We start from the raw sequence: 18,961 nt of genomic DNA on the forward strand, positions 1-18,961 counted from the left end.
GTTTCACGTGAAACACCTCACGACCGCGCCGGAGGGGGTCCCGGGCGGCCAGGGCAGCTCCAGCACCTCCAGTTCGCCGCCGGGGCCCGCGCCGCCGGGAGGCACCGCCGCGAGCCCGTCGGCGGCGGCGATGCCCCGCAGCATGGCAGGCCCTCCGTAGCGCAGCGGCAGCAGCCGTTCGTCACGGTGGACGAAGGGCACCAGCCGGGTGTCCCGGGGATGGCCGTGGACCTCGCCCTCGACCGGCACCCGGTACGGCTGCCGGTCCGGCAGCCCCAGCAGGCCCCGCAGCAGCGGCTCGGCCAGCGTGAGAAGGCCGGAAACGGCCGCCAGAGGGTTACCGGGCAGCCCGACCAGGAAACGGCTCGCAGAACGGCTCTCGCCGGTTCCGCCCCGGGGGGCGAGGGCGGCCAGCAGCATGGGGTGTCCCGGCCGCACCGCGACCGAGTCGATGAGCAGCTCGGCCCCCGCCCGGCTCAGCACGGGGTGGACGTGGTCGACGGGACCGGCGGCCGTGCCGCCGGTGGTGAGGACGAGATCCGCGGTCGAGGCGGTGACGGCCCGGTGGAGGGCCCGGGCGTCGTCCCCGAGCCGCCGGGTGGCGATGACCTCGGCCCCCAGCGCGGTCAGCCAGGGCCCGATCATCGGCCCCAGGGCGTCGCGGATGAGCCCTTCGTGCGGAAGCCCCTCGGTGAGCAGCTCGTCCCCGAGGATCAGCACCTCGACCCGGGGCCGGGGGACGATGTCCAGTTCGTCGTAGCCGGCGGCGGAGGCCAGTCCCAGTACGGCGGGCGTGACCACGGTCCCGGCGGGCAGGAGCCGGTCGCCCGAGCGGCACTCCTGGCCCCGGGGGCGGATGTCCTGCCCCTGGAGCACCGCCCGCCGCGCGTGCAGCAGCCGCTGCCCCTCGTCCGTACGGGCGTGCTCGCCCCGGACCACGGCGGTGGCCTCCGGCGGGATGCGCGCGCCGGTGGCGATCCGTACCGCCGTGCCGTCCTCCAGCGGCAGCGGGACGCCGCGCCCGGCGAGGATCGTGTCGCCGTCCCGTACGGCCCAGGGGCCCGGCCCGGCGACGGCCCAGCCGTCCATCGCGGAGGTGTCGAACGAGGGCAGGTCGCAGAGGGCGGTGAGAGGTTCGCCGAGGACCCGGCCGAGCGCCTGCTCCAGCGGTACCCGGACGGTGCGGATCCGGGCTTCGAGGCCGATCCGGGCGGCCAGCGCCCGCGCCTCGGGCCAGGCGGTCGCGCCGTGCCGTTCCGGCTTCTCGGGCTTCTCCGGCCCCTCCGGGGAGCGCGCGGGGCCGTTAGCGGTCCCGTTCCGCCGGTGGTCCCCGCTGACCAGCGCCAGCGCCTCCGCCACCCCGTCGGCGTCCCAGTCCTCCGCCGGTTCGCCGGAGCCGCCGGAGCCCTGTGCGCGGGTAGCGGCGGGATCGGGTCCCACGGCCTTCCGCGCCCGGCCGCCGGGGGGCTTGGCGGGCGGCCCGTCCGGTACGACGGGGTCCTGGCCGCCCGGCGGCGCGGCGGACGCCTTGGCCCGGGCCCGGGCCGGCTCCTTCGCGGCGGCGGTCTTGCGGGGGCTCCGGATCCGTGTCCCGTCCGGGCGGTCCGTGGCGGTCATCCGAGGTCCGTCCGTCCCGGGCCGGAGCCCTCCGGGCCGGCCGTGCCGGTCTCCGCCTCCCAGCGCCGGGCGAGCGCCGCGGCCTTGCGGGCGGCGTCGGCGACCGCTTCCGGGCCCTGTCCCGCGGCGGCGGCCGCCGCCGCGTACCCCACCAGGAAGGTGGTCAGCGGCGCGGCCGGGCGGGCCACACCGTGCGCCGCGTCCCGGGCGAGATCGAGCAGCAGATGGGTGTCGACGTCGAGCTCGATTCCGAGTTCGTCCTTGACCGCGGTGATCCATTCATCCAGCACGTTTCCATGCTCCCTGATCCGGGCCCTGGCGGCGGCGAGGTCGGCCCAGGTGTCGCAGTCGAAGGACGCGTCCGGCTCCGCGGCGACACGGGCGATGTCCAGCTCCTGCGGCAGCAGCCGGAGCGGCAGCCCCGCCAGCGTTCCGTACTCGGTCGCGAGCAGCGCCAGCTCACGGCGGAGCGGCTCGGTCCGATAGGCGGCCACCAGCGGCTGGTCGCGCCCCTCGGCGTCGGTGAGCAGCACCGCCTCGTGCTCACCGGCGGAGAGGGCGGCCAGCAGCCGCCGTACCGTCGGCTCCCCGAGGAAGGGCAGATCGGCGGAGAGGACGAGAACGGTCTCCGACTCCGCGCGGAGCCCGCGCACCCCGGCGTCCAGCGCGGCGAGCGGGCCGCCGCCCGGCGGGTTCTCCCAGGTCCAGACGACGGGCCGGGCGGTGGGCCGCCGTCCGCCGACGACCACGGTCTCGCCCGCGCCCCGGCAGGCCGCGAGCACCCGGTCGAGCAGGGACCGCCCGCCGACGGTCAGCCCCGGCTTGTCGGCCCCGCCCAGCCGTTTCGCCTCGCCCCCGGCGAGCACCACGGCGTCGTGGTCGGGGGTTTCCAGGGGGTCGGTGCGGTGTGTCGCGGTCATGTCCGCAGTATGGCCGTGCCCTTGAAGGAAACCGCGGGCCGCCCGGAGTGCGGGCGGCCCACGGGGAACCGGCCGGGCGGCGTGGGGTCCCGCCCGGACGGTCCGGCGGGGGGCCTTCAGAGACCGCGCAGCAGCACCGCGGGCTGTTCGACGCAGTCCGCGACATGGCGGAGGAATCCGCCGGCCGTGCCGCCGTCGCAGACCCGGTGGTCGAAGGTGAGCGAGAGCTGCACGACCTGACGCACGGCCAGCTCGCCCCGGTGCACCCAGGGCTTGGGCACGATCCGGCCGATCCCGAGCATGGCCGCCTCGGGGTGGTTGATGATCGGTGTGGAGCCGTCGACGCCGAACACCCCGTAGTTGTTCAGGGTGAAGGTGCCGCCGGTCAGATCCCCCGGGGTGAGGGCGGAGTGCCGGGCAGCCTCGGTGAGCCGGGCGAACTCCTCACTCAGCGATTCGACGGAGCGCCGGTGCGCGTCCTTCACCACCGGCACGACCAGACCGCGCTCGGTCTGCGCGGCGAACCCGAGATGCACCTCGGGGAGGCGCACGATCTCTCCGGCGGCCAGGTCCACCGTGGAGTTCAGCTCGGGGTGCCGGGCGAGCGCCGCCGTGCAGATGCGGGCGAACAGGGCGACGAGCGAGATCTTCGGCCCGCCCACCGCGTTCATCGCGGTGCGCGCGGCCATCAGTTCGGTCGCGTCGGCGTCGACCCAGCAGGTGGCGTCGGGTATCTCGGTGCGGCTGCGGGACAGCTTGGCCGCCATCGCGCCGCGCACCCCGCGCAACGGGATCCGTTCGCCTCCCGGGGAGGCGGGCACGGAACGCGGTGGGGCGCCCCGCCCGGCCGGGGCCTGGGGGGTGGCGACCGGAGCGGGCCGGGGCGGCGTCCGGGACGCGGGCGGGCCCGGGGGCCCCGGGCGGGCCGCCAGACCGGCCGCCCGCATGGCGTACTCGACGTCGGCGCGCAGGATCAGACCGTCCGGGCCCGAGCCGGCGAGCTGCCGCAGATCCAGGCCGTGTTCTCTCGCGAGCCGGCGCACGAGGGGCGAGATGACGGGCACGGGCCCGCACTGCCCATCGTCGTCGTCCTCCTGTGCCAGGGCCTCGGCGGCGTCGAGCGCCGCCGTGCCGGGCCGGATCCTGCGGCGTCTGGCCGCGGGCGCTCCCGTCCCATAGCCGACCAGCACATTCCCCGAGGTCTCACTCGCCGTCGAGCCGTTGACCGCCGCCCCCGAGGAGACGGAGCCGTCGGAGGCGGGGCCCGGGAGAGCCGCCCCGGCCTGCTCCGAGCCGCTCGCCGCGCCGCCGGGGGAATCCCCGGCTGTGCCGTCCGACGCCCCCACCGCCACGGTCAGCAGGGGTGCCCCGACCGGGAGTTCGCCGCCCTCCTCGCCGAAGCGGGCGGTGACCACCCCCGCGTACGGGCAGGGCACCTCCACCATCGCCTTCGCCGTCTCCACCTCGACGACGGGCTGGTCGACGGCGACGACATCGCCCACCGCCACCAGCCAGCGCACGATCTCCGCCTCGGTCAGTCCCTCACCGAGATCGGGCAGCCTGAACTCCAGCACCTGTGCCATTTCAGCTCTCCGCCTCCCACTGCAACCGCGCCACCGCGTCCAGCACCCGGTCCACTCCCGGGAGATGGTGCCGCTCCAGCATGGGCGGCGGATAGGGAATGTCGAAACCGGCGACTCTCAGCACCGGTGCCTCCAGGTGGTGGAAGCACCGCTCGGTGACCCTGGCGGCGATCTCTCCCCCGGGTCCGCCGAAGCCCGTGGACTCATGGACGACCACCGCGCGCCCGGTGCGCCGCACCGAGGCGCAGACCGTCTCGTCGTCGAAGGGGACGAGCGAGCGCAGATCGACCACTTCCAGGTCCCAGCCCTCGGCGGCGGCCGCCTCGGCCGCCTCCAGACAGACCGGCAGCGAGGGCCCGTAGGTGATCAGGGTGGCCCCCGTCCCGGGGCGGCGGACCACGGCCCGGCCCAGCGGCGGCACCTTCGCCGGGGCCGTCGGCGACCAGGACGACTTCGACCAGTAGAGCCGCTTGGGCTCCAGGAAGACCACTGGATCGTCCGCGGCGATGGCGGCCCTGAGCAGCCCGTAGGCGTCCTCGACCGTGGCGGGGGTGACGACCTGGAGCCCCGGGGTCGCCATGTAGTACGCCTCGGACGAGTCGCTGTGGTGCTCGACGCCGCCGATGCCCCCGCCGTACGGCACCCGGACCGTGATCGGCAGCGGCATCCGGCCCCGGGTGCGGTTCCGCATCCGGGCGACATGGCTGATCAGCTGCTCGAACGCCGGATAGGCGAAGGCGTCGAACTGCATCTCCACGACCGGCCGCAGCCCGTACATCGCCATGCCGACGGCGGCTCCGAGGATGCCCGCCTCCGCCAGCGGGGTGTCCGTGCAGCGGTCGTCGCCGAACTCGGCGGCGAGCCCGTCCGTGATCCGGAAGACTCCGCCGAGGGTGCCCACGTCCTCGCCGAGGACATGGACGGACGGGTCCTCGGCCATCGCGTCGCGCATCGCCCGCTTGAGCGCCTGGGCCATGGTCGCGGGCTTCGCGGCGGCCCGGGCCTCGGTCGTCGCCGGAGTCATCGCGTCTCTCCCTCCGCCGTCAGCTCGGCCCGCAGCAGCTCGCTCTGCTCCCGCAGCTGGCCGGTCTTCTCCGCGTACACATGCGCGAACAGATCCATGGGGTCGAGGACCGGATCGGCGTTCATCCGCTCGCGCAGCTCGGCGGCCATCGCCTCGGCGGCGTCGGCGGCGGACCGCCTGCGGTCCTCGTCCAGCAGCCCGCGCCCGGTCAGCTCCCGCTCCAGCAGAAGGATCGGGTCGTGCCGGCGCCACAGCTCGACCTCGGGCTCCTCCCGGTAGCGGGTGGCGTCGTCGGCGTTCGTATGGGCCTCGATGCGGTAGGTCACCGCCTCGATCAGCGTCGGGCCCCCGCCGCTCCTGGCACGGGCCAGAGCCTCGGAGACGACCTGGTGCACGGCCGGGGCGTCGTTTCCGTCGACCAGCCGGCCGGGCATCCCGTACCCCACGGCCTTGTGGGCGAGGGACGGGGCCGCGGTCTGCTTGGCGAGCGGCACGGAGATCGCGAAGCCGTTGTTCTGGACGAGGAAGACGACCGGGGCGCGCCAGACGGCGGCGAAATTCAGCGCCTCGTGGAAGTCGCCCTCGCTGGTGCCGCCGTCGCCGACCAGGGCGAGCGCGACGACGTCGTCCCCCTTGAGCCGGGCCGCGTGCGCCAGCCCCACCGCGTGGGGAAGCTGGGTGGCGAGCGGGGTGGACAGGGGCGCGACACGGTGCTCGTACGGGTCGTACCCGGTGTGCCAGTCGCCGCGCAGCAGGGTCAGCACACGCACCGGGTCCATGCCCCGGGTGACGGCGGCGAGGGTGTCGCGATAGCTGGGGAAGAGCCAGTCGCGCCGCTCCAGCGCGAGCGCGGCGGCGACCTGGCAGGCCTCCTGGCCGGTGCTCGACGGATAGACGGCGAGCCGGCCCTGCTTCGTCAGCGCGGTCGCCTGGGTGTTGAATCTGCGGCCGAGGACCAGTCGGTCGTAGAGCGAGAGCAGCAGCTCGGGGTCTGCGCCCGCCATCGCGTCCGTGCCGAGCAGCCGGTGGGGCTCGGCGTCGGGAAGCAGTGGCGCGGGGTCGGTGCGGGGCTGCCAGGCCGGGGGCGGGGTGGGCCGGTGGGCGACGGCTCTCAAAGCGAGCACCTCCTCGTGGGAGCGTGGAGTGGGCGGCCGGAAATGTGGCGCGCCTCACCTACCGATTGTTCGGTCGTGGACGCATTTTGGCTACAGGCGGCTTCAGCCTGTGGACAAACGGTTCTCCACAGCCTGTAGTGGGCACAGGTCGTCCATGCCAGGGAGGCGGGGGGATATGAGTCCTGAACAAATGGCCGAGAACGGATTTCTCGACGAGGGCTGCGCCGATCGGGCCGAGCCGCCCCCGGCCAGGGCGGATCCCGCCCTGAACAGAGCGGATCCCTTCCCGGTGCAGGCTCAGCAGCCCCGGGCCCTGGACGCCATCGACCGCGACATCCTGCGCATTCTCCAGTCGGAGGGGCGGGCCTCCGTACGGGCCGTCGCCGAGCGGGTCCATGTCTCGCGCGCCAATGCCTACGCCCGGATCAACCGGCTCATCGACGACGGCGTCATCCGAGGTTTCGGCGCCCGCGTCAACCATGAACGGGCCGGTCAGGGGGCCTCCGCCTACATCACGCTCAAGATCGTGCAGAACTCCTGGCGGACGGTCCGCGAGCAGTTGCAGGCGCTGCCGGGGGCCGCGCACATCGCGCTGGTCAGCGGCGATTTCGATGTCCTTCTGCTGGTGCACACCCCGGACAACCGCACCCTGAGGGAGCTGGTCCTGACCAGGATCCACTCCATCCCCGAGGTGCTGTCCACCCGTACCCTGCTGGTCTTCGAGGAGACCGACCTCCATCCGGCCCCCGCCGTCCCGGAGGCCGATCCGCAGTGATCGCGGGCCCGCGGCCCCCGTGAGCCTCCCGGCGCGTCCCGGCGCGGCCGGGGAGGCCCCTCGGGGGCTCATGGGCCCTGGGGAGCCGTGCGCAGCCCGTCGAAGGCCAGCCGGACCACCGTCTCGGCCAGCTGATCGTCGTCCTGGCCGCCGCCGGGGTGCGGCCGGTACCACTCCACCAGGGAGTTCACCATGCCGAAGAGCAGCCTGGTCGCCAGCCGGATGTCCACGTCCGCGCGGAGGTCGCCGTCGGCGGCCGCCGCCTTCAGCAGATCGGCGACGCGCTGGTCGAACTCCCGGCGGCGCTCCATCGCCCACCGCTCGGTCTCCGTGTTGCCCCGCACCCGCAGCAGCAGCGTCACATGCGGGAGTTCGGCCATCAGCACCTCCACGGTGCGCCGGGTGACGTACTCGATGCGCTCGACGGCCCGCCCCCGCACCGCCCCCGGCTCCTCCAGGACCGCGAAGAGCGCGTCCAGCGCCCGGCTCACGGCGCGCCGCAGCAGCTCCTCCTTGCCCGCGACATGGTGGTAGATGGACGACTTGGAGATACCGGCGGCCTGGGAGAGATGCTCCATGGAGGTGCCGTCGTAGCCGCGTTCGTTGAAGACGCGCACGGCGACGTTCAGCAGAGTGTCCGGCGTGTAGGCGTCCCGCTTTGCGGCAGTCATGAGTCCGGGTCCGATCCTTCTCCGTCAGGGGCCAAGCCGTGTGTGTGCAGGAAAAGCGCCAGGCCGGGGGCGTAACGGCCGCCCGGCACCCGCTCGTCGATCGATTCCAGCAGCTCGTGGGCGTACCCCAGGGGGAGCTTCCGGTTCCATTCGAGGGGGCCTACGGGGTAGTTGACGCCGAGTCGCATCGCGGTGTCGATGTCCTCCTCGGTGGCGACGCCCTTGGCGACGGCGTCGGTGGCGAGGTCGATCAGCATCGCGACCGTACGGGCCACGATCATGCCGGGGGCGTCCTTGATGACGCTGACCTTCTTGCCGAGGGCCTGGAAGAGGCCGACGGCCTCCTGAAGAGTGCGCTCGCCGGTGTGCGGCGCGGCGCTGAGCGCGATCCGGGTGGCGGCGCGGTAGTCGAGGGCCAGATCGAAGTAGACGACGTCGCGGTACTCGGTGGAGGTCTGGCCGTCGACGGGCACCAGCTGCCCGCCGCTCGGCAGGATCAGCCGGGTGCCCTCGTCCTCCGGCTCCCGGCGCAGGGTGACACCGGATTCGGCGATCAGCTCCAGCAGTCCGGGCGCGGGGTCGAGGTCGCCCTCGGCGACGACGTACGCGGGAGGGGCCGCGGGGGCCGCCGTGTGCGGCCGGGGGCGCTCGGCGCCGTCCGCGTAGTCGTACCAGCCCCGGCCCGACTTGCGGCCGAGCGAGCCGGCCTCGACCAGCCGCCGCTGGGGCAGTGAGGGGAGGAATTTCGGGCTCCGGAAGAAGGATTCCCACACCGAGCGGGTGACGGCCTCATTGACGTCCTGGCCGATCAGATCGGTCAGTTCGAAGGGGCCCATCCGGAAGCCGCCGCTCTCGCGCAGGACCGCGTCCAGGGTCGCGGGGTCGGCGACCTTGTCCTCCAGGAGCGCGAAGGCCTCCGCGTAGAAGGGCCTGGCTATCCGGTTGACGATGAATCCGGGCAGATCGGCGCAGCTCACCGGGGTCTTGCCCCAGGCCGTGACCGTCGCCAGGGCACAGCGCGCGGCATCGGCTCCGGTGGCGGCGGAGCTGACGACCTCCACCAGCGGGAGCAGCGGGGCCGGGTTGAAGAAGTGGAGTCCGAGGAAGCGGCCGGGGCGGCTCAGGACGCCGCCGACGGCCGTGACGGAGAGGGAGGAGGTGTTGGTGGCGAGGAGGCAGTCGTCGGAGACGACGCCCTCCAGTTCGCGGAACAACTCCTGCTTGACGGAGAGCTGTTCCACGACGGCCTCGATGACGAGGGCCGCGTCGGACAGCTCGGCGAGGCCCGCCGCGGGATGCAGCCGGGCGCGGGCCGCGTCCCGGGCGGCGGCGGTCATCCGGCCCTTGGTCACCAGCCGGTCCAGCCGCGCGCCGATCGCTTCGGCGGCCTCGCCGGCGCGGCCGGGCAGGGTGTCGTGGAGCCGTACGGGATGGCCCGCGACCAGGGCGACCTGGGCGATGCCCTGCCCCATGGCCCCGGCGCCGACGACCGCGACGACGCGGTCGGGGTCGATGGCCCTGCCCCGGAGGGCGTCGGTGTTCTGCTCCACGGCGCCGGTGTTCATGGGAGTGATCCTCCCGGATGAGTTTTCCACAGGTTTGACAGGCCCCCTTGTCCCGACCGATCGTTCGGTTACTCTAACTCTGTCCTTCCGTCCCTGCCCAGCTCGACGAGGAGTTGGTCCGCCATGCAGCTGACCGAGACCCGGCTGACCGAGAGCCACCGGCCGACACTCGACCAGGCTCTTGAAGCGATCCGCACCCGCGCCTACTGGTCCCCCCACCCCGAGCATCCCAAGGCGTACGGCGAGAGCGCGCCTGCCGACGGTCTCGCCGCCTTCGAGGCCCTGCGCTCCACCCGCTTCGAGCTGGACCAGCCCGGCACCGACGGCTGGACCGGCGGCGAGGTCTCGCCGTACGGCATCGAGCTGGGCATCGAGTATCCGCGCCCCGATCCGGACGTGCTCCTTCCCGCGATGCGCGCGGGGACGGCGGCCTGGCGCGAGGCGGGCCCGGAGTCGCGTGCCCTGGTCTGTCTGGAGATCCTCGCCCGGATCAGCGCCCGCACCCATGAGTTCGCGCAGGCCGTGATGCACACCAGCGGACAGGCGTTCATGATGGCGTTCCAGGCGGGCGGTCCGCACGCGCAGGACCGCGGCCTGGAGGCCGTGGCCTACGCCTACGCGGAGCAGACCCGCGTCCCGGAGGCAGCCGACTGGTCCAAGCCCCAGGGCAAGCGCGATCCGCTGAAGCTGCGGAAGTCCTTCACCACCGCCGGGCGGGGTGTCGCCCTGGTCATCGGCTGCAACACCTTCCCCACGTGGAACGGCTATCCCGGGCTCTTCGCCTCCCTGGCCACCGGCAATCCGGTGCTGGTCAAGCCGCACCCCCGCGCGGTGCTGCCGCTCGCGCTGACCGTCCGGACGGCCCGCGAGGTGCTCGCCGAGGCCGGCTTCGACCCGAATCTGGTGTGTCTGGCTGCCGAGCGCCCCGGCGAGGGCATCGCCAAGGAGCTGGCCGTCCGCCCCGAAATCAAGATCATCGACTACACGGGCTCCACCGCGTTCGGCGAGTGGCTGGAGGCCAACGCCCGTCAGGCGCAGGTCTACACCGAGAAGGCCGGCGTCAACACGGTCGTGATCGACTCCACCGACGACTACCGGGGGATGCTCTCCAATCTGGCCTTCTCGCTCTCCCTGTACAGCGGCCAGATGTGCACCACCCCGCAGAATCTGCTGATCCCCCGGGACGGCATCGCCACCGAGGCGGGTCCGGTGCCGTACGACCGGGTGGTGGCCGATCTCGCGGCCGCCGTCGGCGGTCTGCTCGGCGACGACGCCCGGGCCAATGCCCTGCTGGGCGCGCTGGTCAATCCGGAGGTGCGGAGCCGGCTGGAGGGCGCTTCGGAGCTGGGCGAGGTGGCGCTGCCCTCCCGGGAGATCGCCAACCCGGAGTTCCCCGACGCCGTGGTGCGCACCCCGGTGATCGTGAAGCTCGACGGCGGCAAGACCGATCCGGACGCGGTGTATCTGAGCGAGTGCTTCGGCCCGGTCTCCTTCGCGGTCGCCGTGGACTCGACGGCCGGGGCCCTGGAGCTGCTGCGGCGCACGATCCGCGACAAGGGGGCGATGACGGTGGGCGCGTACACCACCTCGCCCGAGGTGGAGCGGGCGGTCGAGGAGGTCTGTCTGGAGGAGTCGGCGCAGCTCTCGCTGAATCTGACCGGCGGGGTGTACGTCAACCAGACCGCCGCGTTCTCCGACTTCCACGGCTCCGGCGGCAATCCCGCGGCGAACGCGGCACTGTGCGACGGGGCCTTCGTCGCGGGCCGTTTCCGGGTGATCGAGGTCCGCCGCCAGGCCTGACGCGGCGGGTGGGCGATTCGGCGGGTGGGCGGTCAGGGACCGGGCTCGGGCTGGGGCTCGGGGCTTCCTCCCCAGTGGAAGAGGGCCATGGCGACGCTGGTGGCCAGGTTGTAGCTGGAGACCTGGGGCCGCATGGGGAGCGACAGCAGCCGGGTCGCCCGGCCGCGCAGCTCCGCCGAGACGCCGTGGCGCTCGGACCCGAACACGAGCAGCGCGTCATCGGGCAGGGGGACGGATCTGATGTCGTCCCCCTCCGGGTCCAGGACATACAGCGGCCCCGGCGGGAAGGCGTCGGCGGGCAGCCGCTCGACGGCGGTGGCGTAGTGGAGTCCCGCGCCCGCCCGGACGGCGTTGGGGTGCCAGGGGTCCAGCTCCCCGGTGGTGATCACGCCGGTCGCGCCGAATCCGGCGGCGAGCCGGACCACCGCGCCCACATTCCCGAGGTTGCGCGGATTGTCCAGGACGACGATCGGCGCCCGCCGGGGCAGCTTCGCCATGGTCTCCGTGTTCGCGTCGCGCCCGGGCCGGGCGGCCAGCGCGGCGACCTTCGTGGGGTGGACCCGGGGGAGCAGCTCCCGCAGTGTCTCCGGGGGGACCTCGGTGACAAGATCGCCGAGGCGGGCGGTGACGTCGGGGGCCAGCCCCTCGGCGAGTTCCAGCACGGCCGCCCTGTCGCTGGTGATCGCGCACCGTACCTCCGCACCGAAACGGAGGGCGTGCTTCAGCGCATGGAAGCCGTCGAGCAGCACCGCGCCGGGTGCGGCCTCGCGCCATCGCTCTGCCGCCTTGACGGCGTCGTCGTCGCTCATCGCCTCAGGCTACGACGCCGGCGCGCGCTCTCTCCCACCGGTCAGCGCCCACAGCCGGTCGCGCCCCCGGACCGTCAGCGCGCCGAGCCGGCGGAGGAAGGAGGTGGGCAGGAAGACCGCGTCGGCCGCGATCATCGCCAGCGAGAAGAACGGCAGCCCGAGCACCACGGCGATCGCCGCGTGCTCCAGGATCATGACCACCAGCAGGACGTTCTTCACCCGCCGGTTGAAGAGCGTGAACGGGAACGCGACCTGCACGATGACGGTGCCGTACGTCAGCGCCATCACCATCACCCCGTCGTGGGCGAGCAGATCGGAGAGGGCGGGCCAGGGCGTGAAGTAGTCGAGCTGGAGCGGGTAGTAGAGCGCGGTGCCGTCCTGCCAGCGCGAGCCCTGGACCTTGTACCAGCCCGCCGTGGCGTAGATCAGACAGACCTCCGCCATGATCACCACAAGGGTGGCGTTGTGGAGGACGTTGGCGAGGGAGTCCATCAGCAGATGCGGCTGGCCGCGCGGCGAATAACGGCTCACCGCCCACCACACTCCGAGCACCAGCCACACCGCCCACAGGAGCAGCAGGATCTGCCAGCCGGTCCTGTTCAGGAAGGTGCCGGTGAGGAGCAGGAATCCGAGCACACCCCACAGGACCGGACCGACCCGGTCCAACGGCGGTCCGGCCGGTGATCCGGTCGGGGGTCCGGCCGGTGATCCGGTCGGCGGGTTCCCGGCCGTCCGCGCCCGTCGGTGCTCCGCGAGCCACGCGTCCAGCGACCAGACCTGGGAGCAGCGGGTGAGGACCAGATAGATCGCCATCAGATGGATGACGTTGTCGCCGCCGTCGCCCATGAAGATCGAGCGGTTCTGGAGCGACAGCACCCCGACCATGAACAGCGCGGACATGGCGCGGGTCCGCCAGCCGAGCATCAGCAGGGCGGCGGCCAGCACCGCGAGGGCGTAGACGACCTCGAACCAGAGCCCGCTGTCGGTCCACATGAGCACGGTGAAGGCGTCGTTGCCGGAGATCAGATCCCGCCCCAGCTCCCAGCTCCACGGCCCCCGGGGCCCGTACAGCTCATGGCGGTGGGGCAGCTCGCGCAGGAGGAAGAGGAGCCAGACGCCGCCGAAGCCGATCCGGACTATGGCGGACTGGTACGGGCCGAGCGCCGTGGCGGTGATCCGCTGCACGGCGGCGGCGACCCGGCCCTCGCGGGGCGCGGTCGCGGTCATCGGCGTGCCTCCGGCCGCCGGGCGGGTTCTTCGTTCTCCTCGCCGGGCCGGTCGGCGGGGGTCACGGTCCACCAGGGCAGCAGCCGCTCTACGGGCCGGGTGTCGGTCTTCTCCTCGCTCCACGGCGGGGCCTTGACCGTGGTGGTCAGCGACCTCATCCTGATCCGCTCCACCGAGCCGCCGAGATCCTGCCGGTCGAGGCGGAGCATCGCGATCCGGCGCACATAGCTCTCGGAGAGCCGGCCGCGCGGCCCGGTCGCGCGGCCCTTGGCGTCGTGGGCGTTGGTGAAGAAGTCCCAGCCCCGGCGGAGTTCGTTCTGATGTATGTGGCTGGGCAGCGGATTGCCGCGTATCGCCTCGGCGTCCTGTGCGGTGAGATCGATCCAGCCGGTGGTCTCCCGGCCCCCCTCATGGGTTCGGATCTCGGCCTTCACCTGTACGGCGATGTTCTGCTGGAGCGGGTTGGGCGCGAAGAGCTTCCAGTTCTGCTCGAACTCGGGGTAGATCCACGCGCCGATCGTCTCGCCGTGGCGTTTGGTCACCGTGTTGGAGGGCGCGACATGGAGGAAGACCATGGCGATGTGGACGCAGGCCACACAGGCGATGAGGGCGAGCGAGACGCCCGCGACCGCCCGGTAGGCGGGTGAGAGCGCCATGATTCCGGTGGACGGGCCCGCCGCGCCGCCCGCACCCGCGCCGCCGCCGTCGCCGTCTGCGTTCTGGGGGGCGGGCGTCGCGAGTATGGCTTCGGGCCAGGGTTTCCGCTGCTCAGGAGGGTGCGGCAGGACCCCGGGCGGTCGGCCGTCCACTGATGGGGACCGCGGAGCGCCGGTGCCCTCGACGCTCTCGTTCTCGTACGAGCCCATCCCGCCCCGATCACCGTAGGACCACCTGGTTGTCCACAGGGTTGACACCTTAAGGGCCATCGACCGACCATTGAAGTCGACGAACCGAACGATCGGTCGGTAGGGGGCTTCGATGACGGCGATGACGGCGATGACGGCGATGACCGCGGACACGGCGGAGCGGTACGAGGCGGTGTTCGACGCCGCCGTCGCCGCCGACGAGCGCATCGAGCCGCGTGACTGGATGCCGGAGGCGTACCGGGCGACGCTGGTCCGCCAGATGGCCCAGCACGCCCACTCGGAGATCATCGGCATGCAGCCCGAGGCGAACTGGATCACCAGAGCCCCCTCGCTGCGCCGCAAGGCGATCCTCATGGCCAAGGTCCAGGACGAAGCAGGTCACGGGCTGTATCTGTACAGCGCGGCGGAGACCTTGGGCACCAGCCGCGAGGAGCTGCTCGACAAGCTCCACGCCGGCCGCCAGCGCTACTCGTCGATCTTCAACTACCCCACGCTGACCTGGGCCGACGTCGGCGCGATCGGCTGGCTGGTCGACGGCGCGGCGATCACCAATCAGGTGCCGCTCTGCCGCTGCTCCTACGGCCCCTACGCCCGCGCGATGGTCCGGATCTGCAAGGAGGAGTCCTTCCACCAGCGCCAGGGCTTCGAGCTGCTGCTCGCCCTCTCCCGGGGCACCCCCGCCCAGCACGAGATGGCCCAGGACGCGGTGGACCGCTGGTGGTGGCCCTCCCTGATGATGTTCGGCCCCCCGGACGACGAGTCGTCCCATTCCGCCCAGTCCATGGCCTGGAAGATCAAGCGCCACTCCAACGACGAGCTGCGCAGGCGCTTCGTGGACATCTGCGTCCCCCAGGCCCGGGCGCTGGGCCTGACCCTCCCCGACCCCGAGATCCGGTGGAACGAGGAGCGGGGCCACCACGACTTCGGCCCGATCGACTGGACCGAGTTCCAGGAGGTCCTGAAGGGAAACGGGCCGTGCAACGAGGAGCGGCTGACCCAGCGGCGCAGGGCCCACGAGGAGGGCGCCTGGGTACGGGAAGCCGCCGCGGCCCACGCGGAGAAGCACCGGACGACACCCCCCGCCCGGACCGGACACGGCGCACCCCAGGAGGCGACGGCATGAGCGGCTCGACCGACTGGCCCCTGTGGGAGGTCTTCGTCCGCTCGCGGCGCGGACTGTCCCACACCCACGCGGGCAGCCTGCACGCCCCGGACGCCGAGATGGCCCTGCGCAACGCGCGCGATCTCTACACCCGGCGCGGCGAGGGCGTGTCCCTCTGGGTCGTGCCCTCGTCCGCGGTCACCGCCTCCTCCCCGGACGAGAAGGACCCGTTCTTCGAGCCGTCCGCGGACAAGCCCTACCGCCATCCGACCTTCTACGAGATCCCGGACGGGGTGAAGCATCTGTGACCGCCACCGCCGCCGAAGCCACCGCCGCCGCGCTCGCCCTCGGCGACGACGCGCTGGTGCTCTCGCACCGGCTGGGGGAGTGGGCGGGCCACGCCCCCGTGCTGGAGGAGGAGGTCGCCCTCGCCAACATCGCGCTGGACCTGCTGGGGCAGGCACGGGTGCTGCTCTCCCTCGCCGGCGACGAGGACGAGCTGGCCTATCTCCGCGAGGAGCGCGCCTTCCGCAACCTCCAGCTGGTCGAGCAGCCCAACGGCGACTTCGCCCACACCATCGCCCGCCAGCTCTACTTCTCGGTGTACCAACGCCTGCTGTACGGCGAGCTGGCCACCGGATCCGGCGAGTTCGCCCCGCTCGCGGCCAAGGCCGTCAAGGAGGTCGCCTACCACCAGGACCACGCCGAGCAGTGGACCCTGCGCCTGGGCGACGGCACCGAGGAAAGCCATGGGCGGATGGGGCGGGCCTGCGAGGCGCTGTGGAAGTTCACCGGCGAGATGTTCCAGCCCGTCCCCGGCCTCGATCTGGACTGGCCCGCGCTGGAGGCGAGCTGGCTGGAGCTGGTCGCCGATGTGCTGGAGCGGGCCACGCTCACCGTCCCCTCCGGCCCCCGCACCGGCGCGTGGACGGCCGGCGCGGGCCGCCAGGGCGTGCACACCGAGCCCTTCGGCCGGATGCTCGCGGAGATGCAGCATCTCCACCGCAGCCACCCGGGGGCGTCATGGTGACCGGCACCCGGCCGGACGGCCGGCCGACGGACGACACCGCGCTGGAGGCACGGCTGCGGGAGATCGCCGGATCCGTTCCCGACCCCGAACTCCCGGTGCTGACACTGGCGGAGCTGGGCGTGCTGCGCGCGGTCCGTCTGCTGGGGCCCGGCAGGGTCGAGGTGGAGCTGACGCCGACCTACACCGGCTGCCCGGCGATCGAGGCCATGTCCGCCGACATCGAGCGTCTCCTCCACGAGGACGGAGTGCCGGGGGTCTCGGTGGTCACCGTCCTCTCCCCCGCCTGGTCGACGGATGACATCAGCGCCGAAGGACGGCGCAAGCTCGCCGAGTTCGGGATAGCACCGCCCCGGCCGCACGCCTCGGACGGCCCCGTACCGCTCGCCCTCTCGGTGCGCTGCCCGAACTGCGGATCCACCGAGACCGAGCTGCTGAGCAGGTTCTCCTCCACCGCCTGCAAGGCGCTGCGCCGCTGTATCGCCTGCCGTGAGCCCTTCGACCACTTCAAGGAGTTGTAGATGTTCCATCCGCTCCGGGTCAGCGCGGTCGAACGGCTCACGGACGACGCGGTGGCCGTCGCCCTCGCGGTGCCGCCCGAACTGCGCGAGACCTTCCGCCACACCCCCGGCCAGCATCTGACCCTGCGCCGCACGGCCGAGGGCCAGGAGATCCGGCGCACCTACTCGATCTGCTCCCCGGCCGCCCCGGCGGGCGCGGAGCCCGCACTGCGGATCGGCATCCGGCTGGTCGACGGCGGCGCGTTCTCGACCTACGCCCTCAAGGAACTGGCGGTCGGGGACACGGTCGAGGCGATGGCCCCGATGGGCCGCTTCCGGCTGGAGCCGAGGCCGGGCCGCTTCGCCGCGATCGTCGGCGGCAGCGGGATCACCCCCGTGCTGTCGATGGCCGCCACCCTGCTGGCCCGGGAGCCCGCCGCCCGGTTCTGTCTGATCCGGAGCGACCGGACCGCGGCGTCCACGATGTTCCTGGACGAGGTCGCCGACCTCAAGGACCGCCACCCCGAGCGCTTCCAGCTCGTCACCGCGCTCTCCCGGGAGGAGCGGCAGTCGGGACTGCCGTCCGGGCGGCTGGACGGCGAGCGGCTCACCCGGCTGCTGCCCCGGCTGCTCCCGGTCGCCGACATCGACGGCTGGTTCCTCTGCGGCCCCCTCGGCCTGGTCGGCCACGCGGACCGGGCCCTGCGCGGACTCGGCGTCGACCGGGCCCGGATCCACCAGGAGATCTTCCATGTGGACGACGGCTCCGCACCGCCGCCCGCACCCGCGACCGCACCCGCCCGTGCCATCCTGACGGCGACCCTCGACGGCCGCTCCGGCACCTGGCCCGTACGAGAGGGGGACTCCCTGCTGGAGACGGTGCTGCGCGCCCGCTCCGACGCGCCGTACGCCTGCAAGGGCGGCGTCTGCGGCACCTGCCGGGCCTTCCTGGTCTCGGGCGAGGTGCGGATGGACCGCAACTTCGCGCTGGAGCCCGAGGAGACCGAGGCCGGCTATGTGCTGGCCTGCCAGTCCCACCCGGCCACCCCCGAGGTGGCGTTGGACTTCGACCGCTGAAGCGAATTCATCACGGCTGTGTTCATCTCCGCTGATCTGCTCTACCTTGACCGCCCGTCAGCCGAACCCGCTCCGGTGCGGGTTCGGCGCGCACCGGCGGGCGTGTGGGAGGACAGATCATGGATTTCACCTTCACCGAGGAGCAGCGGGCGGCCGTCGAGGCGGCCAGATCGGTCTTCGCGGGGGTCGCGCCCGACGGGGTGCCGAGCCCGGCGCTCACACCGGGTGCGGTGGCCGAGGACTTCGACCGGCCGCTGTGGGCCCGGCTCGCGCGCGCCGATCTGCTGAGTCTGGTGGTGTCACCGGAGTACGGAGGAGCGGGGCTGGACGCCGTGGCGCTCTGTCTGGTGCTGCGCGAGTCGGCCGCGGTGCTGGCCCGGGTGCCGCTGCTGGAGAGCTGCGCGGTCGCCATGACGGTGGAGCGCTACGGCGGGGACGGACTCCGGGCCGCGCTGCTGCCCCGGATCGGCCGCGGCGAGCTGGTGGTCACCGTGGCGGCCGAGGGCCGCACCGGCCACGACCCGGCCGAGGACTCCGTCACGGCCCGCCCGGCCGCCGGGTCGGAGGACTGGCTGCTCGACGGGGTGCAGACGGGCGTGGTCTGGGCCCGGTCGGCGGATCTGATCGCCGTGCCCGCGCGGCTGGGCGACGGCCGCGCCGTGCTGGCCCTGGTCCCCGGGGACCGCGCCGGGCTCTCCTTCGCCGACCAGGTCTCCACCAACGGGGAGCGGTACGCGGAGGTACGCCTCGACTCCGTACGGGTCCGGGCCCATGAGCGCGTCGACGACGGGGGCGCGTGGGAGTGGCTGCGGCTGCTGCTGATCACCGGGACCTGCGCCAGGGCGCTGGGCCTGGGCGAGCGGGTGCTCGCGATGACCAGCGAGTACACCGCCGGGCGCGAGCAGTTCGGCCACCCGGTGGCGACCTTCCAGGCGGTCGCCGTGCAGACGGCCGACCGCTACATCGATCTGCGGGCGATGGCGGCGACCCTGTGGCAGGCCGCCTGGCGGCTGACCCCGGCCCGGGACGAGGCCGGGGTCGGCGGGCCGCTGCCGGTGGCCGCCGATGTGGCCGTGGCGAAGATCTGGGCGTCGAAGGGGGTGCGCCGGGTGGTGCGGACCGCCCAGCATCTGCACGGCGGGCTGGGAGCCGACACCGACTATCCGCTCCACCGCTACCACGCCTGGGCCAAGCAGCTGGAGCTCTCCCTCGGCCCGGCCGCCGCCCACGAGGAGGCCCTCGGAGAACTGCTGGCCGCCCAGCCGCTCGGCTAGGCCGTGTCT

General features: G+C 73.2%; 18 protein-coding genes. 8 read left to right on the forward strand and 10 right to left on the reverse strand.

Annotated features, from left to right (window positions below; translation table 11 throughout):
• Window positions 1–3: 3 nt before the first annotated feature.
• The 5 genes from IE247_RS02660 to pdhA form a co-directional block, all read right to left on the reverse strand.
• Window positions 4–1,617, reverse strand: a complete 1,614-nt coding sequence (locus IE247_RS02660) for a molybdopterin molybdotransferase MoeA (RefSeq protein WP_190121172.1) — start codon at window positions 1,615–1,617, stop codon at window positions 4–6.
• Entirely contained in the window at window positions 1,614–2,537 is a 924-nt protein-coding gene (locus tag IE247_RS02665) for an NTP transferase domain-containing protein (protein ID WP_190121173.1), read from the reverse strand. Before IE247_RS02665 ends, IE247_RS02660 begins: the two co-directional genes overlap by 4 nt.
• A 116-nt stretch (window positions 2,538–2,653) precedes the next feature.
• On the reverse strand, window positions 2,654–4,120 hold the full coding sequence (locus IE247_RS02670) for a dihydrolipoamide acetyltransferase family protein (protein ID WP_190121174.1): 1,467 nt from the start codon (window positions 4,118–4,120) through the stop codon (window positions 2,654–2,656).
• Between the two features lies 1 nt (window position 4,121).
• Window positions 4,122–5,144, reverse strand: a complete 1,023-nt coding sequence (locus IE247_RS02675) for an alpha-ketoacid dehydrogenase subunit beta (RefSeq protein WP_190121175.1) — start codon at window positions 5,142–5,144, stop codon at window positions 4,122–4,124.
• A complete protein-coding gene (gene pdhA / locus IE247_RS02680) occupies window positions 5,141–6,268 on the reverse strand; it encodes a pyruvate dehydrogenase (acetyl-transferring) E1 component subunit alpha (RefSeq protein ID WP_190121176.1) in 1,128 nt (375 codons plus the stop codon). Before pdhA ends, IE247_RS02675 begins: the two co-directional genes overlap by 4 nt.
• Before the next feature lie 166 nt (window positions 6,269–6,434).
• On the opposite strand from pdhA, the gene IE247_RS02685 reads away from it, so the two are divergent.
• On the forward strand, window positions 6,435–7,034 hold the full coding sequence (locus IE247_RS02685) for an Lrp/AsnC family transcriptional regulator (RefSeq protein WP_373305491.1): 600 nt from the start codon (window positions 6,435–6,437) through the stop codon (window positions 7,032–7,034).
• 68 nt (window positions 7,035–7,102) lie between these two features.
• Here the strand turns inward: IE247_RS02685 and IE247_RS02690 are convergent, their stop codons facing one another.
• On the reverse strand, window positions 7,103–7,705 hold the full coding sequence (locus IE247_RS02690; protein WP_190121178.1) for a TetR/AcrR family transcriptional regulator: 603 nt from the start codon (window positions 7,703–7,705) through the stop codon (window positions 7,103–7,105).
• On the reverse strand, window positions 7,702–9,270 hold the full coding sequence (locus tag IE247_RS02695) for a 3-hydroxyacyl-CoA dehydrogenase (RefSeq protein ID WP_190121179.1): 1,569 nt from the start codon (window positions 9,268–9,270) through the stop codon (window positions 7,702–7,704). The genes IE247_RS02690 and IE247_RS02695 overlap by 4 nt, the downstream gene beginning before the upstream one ends.
• Before the next feature lie 123 nt (window positions 9,271–9,393).
• On the opposite strand from IE247_RS02695, the gene paaN reads away from it, so the two are divergent.
• Window positions 9,394–11,070, forward strand: coding sequence for a phenylacetic acid degradation protein PaaN (gene paaN, locus IE247_RS02700; protein ID WP_190121180.1), 1,677 nt, complete (start codon window positions 9,394–9,396; stop codon window positions 11,068–11,070).
• A 32-nt stretch (window positions 11,071–11,102) separates the two neighbouring features.
• Here paaN and IE247_RS02705 read toward each other — a convergent pair whose 3' ends face one another.
• From IE247_RS02705 to IE247_RS02715, 3 genes are read right to left on the reverse strand one after another with little or no spacing between them, the layout of a single operon-like run.
• Window positions 11,103–11,879: a TrmH family RNA methyltransferase gene (locus IE247_RS02705; protein ID WP_190121181.1), complete on the reverse strand. Its 777-nt coding sequence runs from the start codon at window positions 11,877–11,879 to the stop codon at window positions 11,103–11,105.
• A 9-nt stretch (window positions 11,880–11,888) separates the two neighbouring features.
• A complete protein-coding gene (locus IE247_RS02710) occupies window positions 11,889–13,106 on the reverse strand; it encodes an HTTM domain-containing protein (RefSeq protein WP_229868510.1) in 1,218 nt (405 codons plus the stop codon).
• Window positions 13,103–13,972, reverse strand: a complete 870-nt coding sequence (locus IE247_RS02715; RefSeq protein WP_229868512.1) for a DUF5819 family protein — start codon at window positions 13,970–13,972, stop codon at window positions 13,103–13,105. Before IE247_RS02715 ends, IE247_RS02710 begins: the two co-directional genes overlap by 4 nt.
• Window positions 13,973–14,084: 112 nt before the next feature.
• On the opposite strand from IE247_RS02715, the gene paaA reads away from it, so the two are divergent.
• The 6 genes from paaA (at window position 14,085) to IE247_RS02745 (ending at window position 18,952) form a co-directional block, all read left to right on the forward strand.
• Window positions 14,085–15,095, forward strand: a complete 1,011-nt coding sequence (gene paaA / locus IE247_RS02720) for a 1,2-phenylacetyl-CoA epoxidase subunit PaaA (protein ID WP_190121183.1) — start codon at window positions 14,085–14,087, stop codon at window positions 15,093–15,095.
• Complete coding sequence (paaB, locus tag IE247_RS02725) at window positions 15,092–15,382, forward strand: 1,2-phenylacetyl-CoA epoxidase subunit PaaB (protein ID WP_190121184.1); 291 nt, start codon at window positions 15,092–15,094, stop codon at window positions 15,380–15,382. Before paaA ends, paaB begins: the two co-directional genes overlap by 4 nt.
• The gene (paaC, locus tag IE247_RS02730) at window positions 15,379–16,104 is read left to right on the forward strand and encodes a 1,2-phenylacetyl-CoA epoxidase subunit PaaC (RefSeq protein ID WP_190121185.1); all 726 of its coding nucleotides are present in this window, start codon (window positions 15,379–15,381) and stop codon (window positions 16,102–16,104) included. The genes paaB and paaC overlap by 4 nt, the downstream gene beginning before the upstream one ends.
• Window positions 16,098–16,622, forward strand: coding sequence for a 1,2-phenylacetyl-CoA epoxidase subunit PaaD (gene paaD, locus IE247_RS02735; protein ID WP_190121186.1), 525 nt, complete (start codon window positions 16,098–16,100; stop codon window positions 16,620–16,622). Before paaC ends, paaD begins: the two co-directional genes overlap by 7 nt.
• Window positions 16,623–17,678 (forward strand): 2Fe-2S iron-sulfur cluster-binding protein, encoded by a 1,056-nt coding sequence (locus IE247_RS02740; RefSeq protein ID WP_190121187.1) that lies wholly within the window; start codon window positions 16,623–16,625, stop codon window positions 17,676–17,678. It begins immediately after the preceding gene.
• A 119-nt stretch (window positions 17,679–17,797) separates the two neighbouring features.
• Window positions 17,798–18,952, forward strand: a complete 1,155-nt coding sequence (locus tag IE247_RS02745) for an acyl-CoA dehydrogenase family protein (RefSeq protein ID WP_190121188.1) — start codon at window positions 17,798–17,800, stop codon at window positions 18,950–18,952.
• Window positions 18,953–18,961: the final 9 nt, after the last annotated feature.

Origin of the sequence: Streptomyces inusitatus (genome assembly GCF_014651115.1) — a bacterium.
GTDB lineage: Bacteria > Actinomycetota > Actinomycetes > Streptomycetales > Streptomycetaceae > Streptomyces > Streptomyces amakusaensis.

What these genes read in the sequence shown, in the direction of transcription:
- IE247_RS02660 (WP_190121172.1), bottom strand. Translation starts at nt 1,617, where the DNA reads ATGACCGCCACGGACCGCCCGGACGGGACACGGATCCGGAGCCCCCGC.
- IE247_RS02665 (WP_190121173.1), bottom strand. Translation starts at nt 2,537, where the DNA reads ATGACCGCGACACACCGCACCGACCCCCTGGAAACCCCCGACCACGAC.
- IE247_RS02670 (WP_190121174.1), bottom strand. Translation starts at nt 4,120, where the DNA reads ATGGCACAGGTGCTGGAGTTCAGGCTGCCCGATCTCGGTGAGGGACTG.
- IE247_RS02675 (WP_190121175.1), bottom strand. Translation starts at nt 5,144, where the DNA reads ATGACTCCGGCGACGACCGAGGCCCGGGCCGCCGCGAAGCCCGCGACC.
- IE247_RS02685 (WP_373305491.1), top strand. Translation starts at nt 6,435, where the DNA reads ATGAGTCCTGAACAAATGGCCGAGAACGGATTTCTCGACGAGGGCTGC.
- IE247_RS02690 (WP_190121178.1), bottom strand. Translation starts at nt 7,705, where the DNA reads ATGACTGCCGCAAAGCGGGACGCCTACACGCCGGACACTCTGCTGAAC.
- IE247_RS02695 (WP_190121179.1), bottom strand. Translation starts at nt 9,270, where the DNA reads ATGAACACCGGCGCCGTGGAGCAGAACACCGACGCCCTCCGGGGCAGG.
- paaN (WP_190121180.1), top strand. Translation starts at nt 9,394, where the DNA reads ATGCAGCTGACCGAGACCCGGCTGACCGAGAGCCACCGGCCGACACTC.
- IE247_RS02705 (WP_190121181.1), bottom strand. Translation starts at nt 11,879, where the DNA reads ATGAGCGACGACGACGCCGTCAAGGCGGCAGAGCGATGGCGCGAGGCC.
- IE247_RS02710 (WP_229868510.1), bottom strand. Translation starts at nt 13,106, where the DNA reads ATGACCGCGACCGCGCCCCGCGAGGGCCGGGTCGCCGCCGCCGTGCAG.
- IE247_RS02715 (WP_229868512.1), bottom strand. Translation starts at nt 13,972, where the DNA reads ATGGGCTCGTACGAGAACGAGAGCGTCGAGGGCACCGGCGCTCCGCGG.
- paaA (WP_190121183.1), top strand. Translation starts at nt 14,085, where the DNA reads ATGACGGCGATGACGGCGATGACGGCGATGACCGCGGACACGGCGGAG.
- paaB (WP_190121184.1), top strand. Translation starts at nt 15,092, where the DNA reads ATGAGCGGCTCGACCGACTGGCCCCTGTGGGAGGTCTTCGTCCGCTCG.
- paaD (WP_190121186.1), top strand. Translation starts at nt 16,098, where the DNA reads ATGGTGACCGGCACCCGGCCGGACGGCCGGCCGACGGACGACACCGCG.
- IE247_RS02740 (WP_190121187.1), top strand. Translation starts at nt 16,623, where the DNA reads ATGTTCCATCCGCTCCGGGTCAGCGCGGTCGAACGGCTCACGGACGAC.
- IE247_RS02745 (WP_190121188.1), top strand. Translation starts at nt 17,798, where the DNA reads ATGGATTTCACCTTCACCGAGGAGCAGCGGGCGGCCGTCGAGGCGGCC.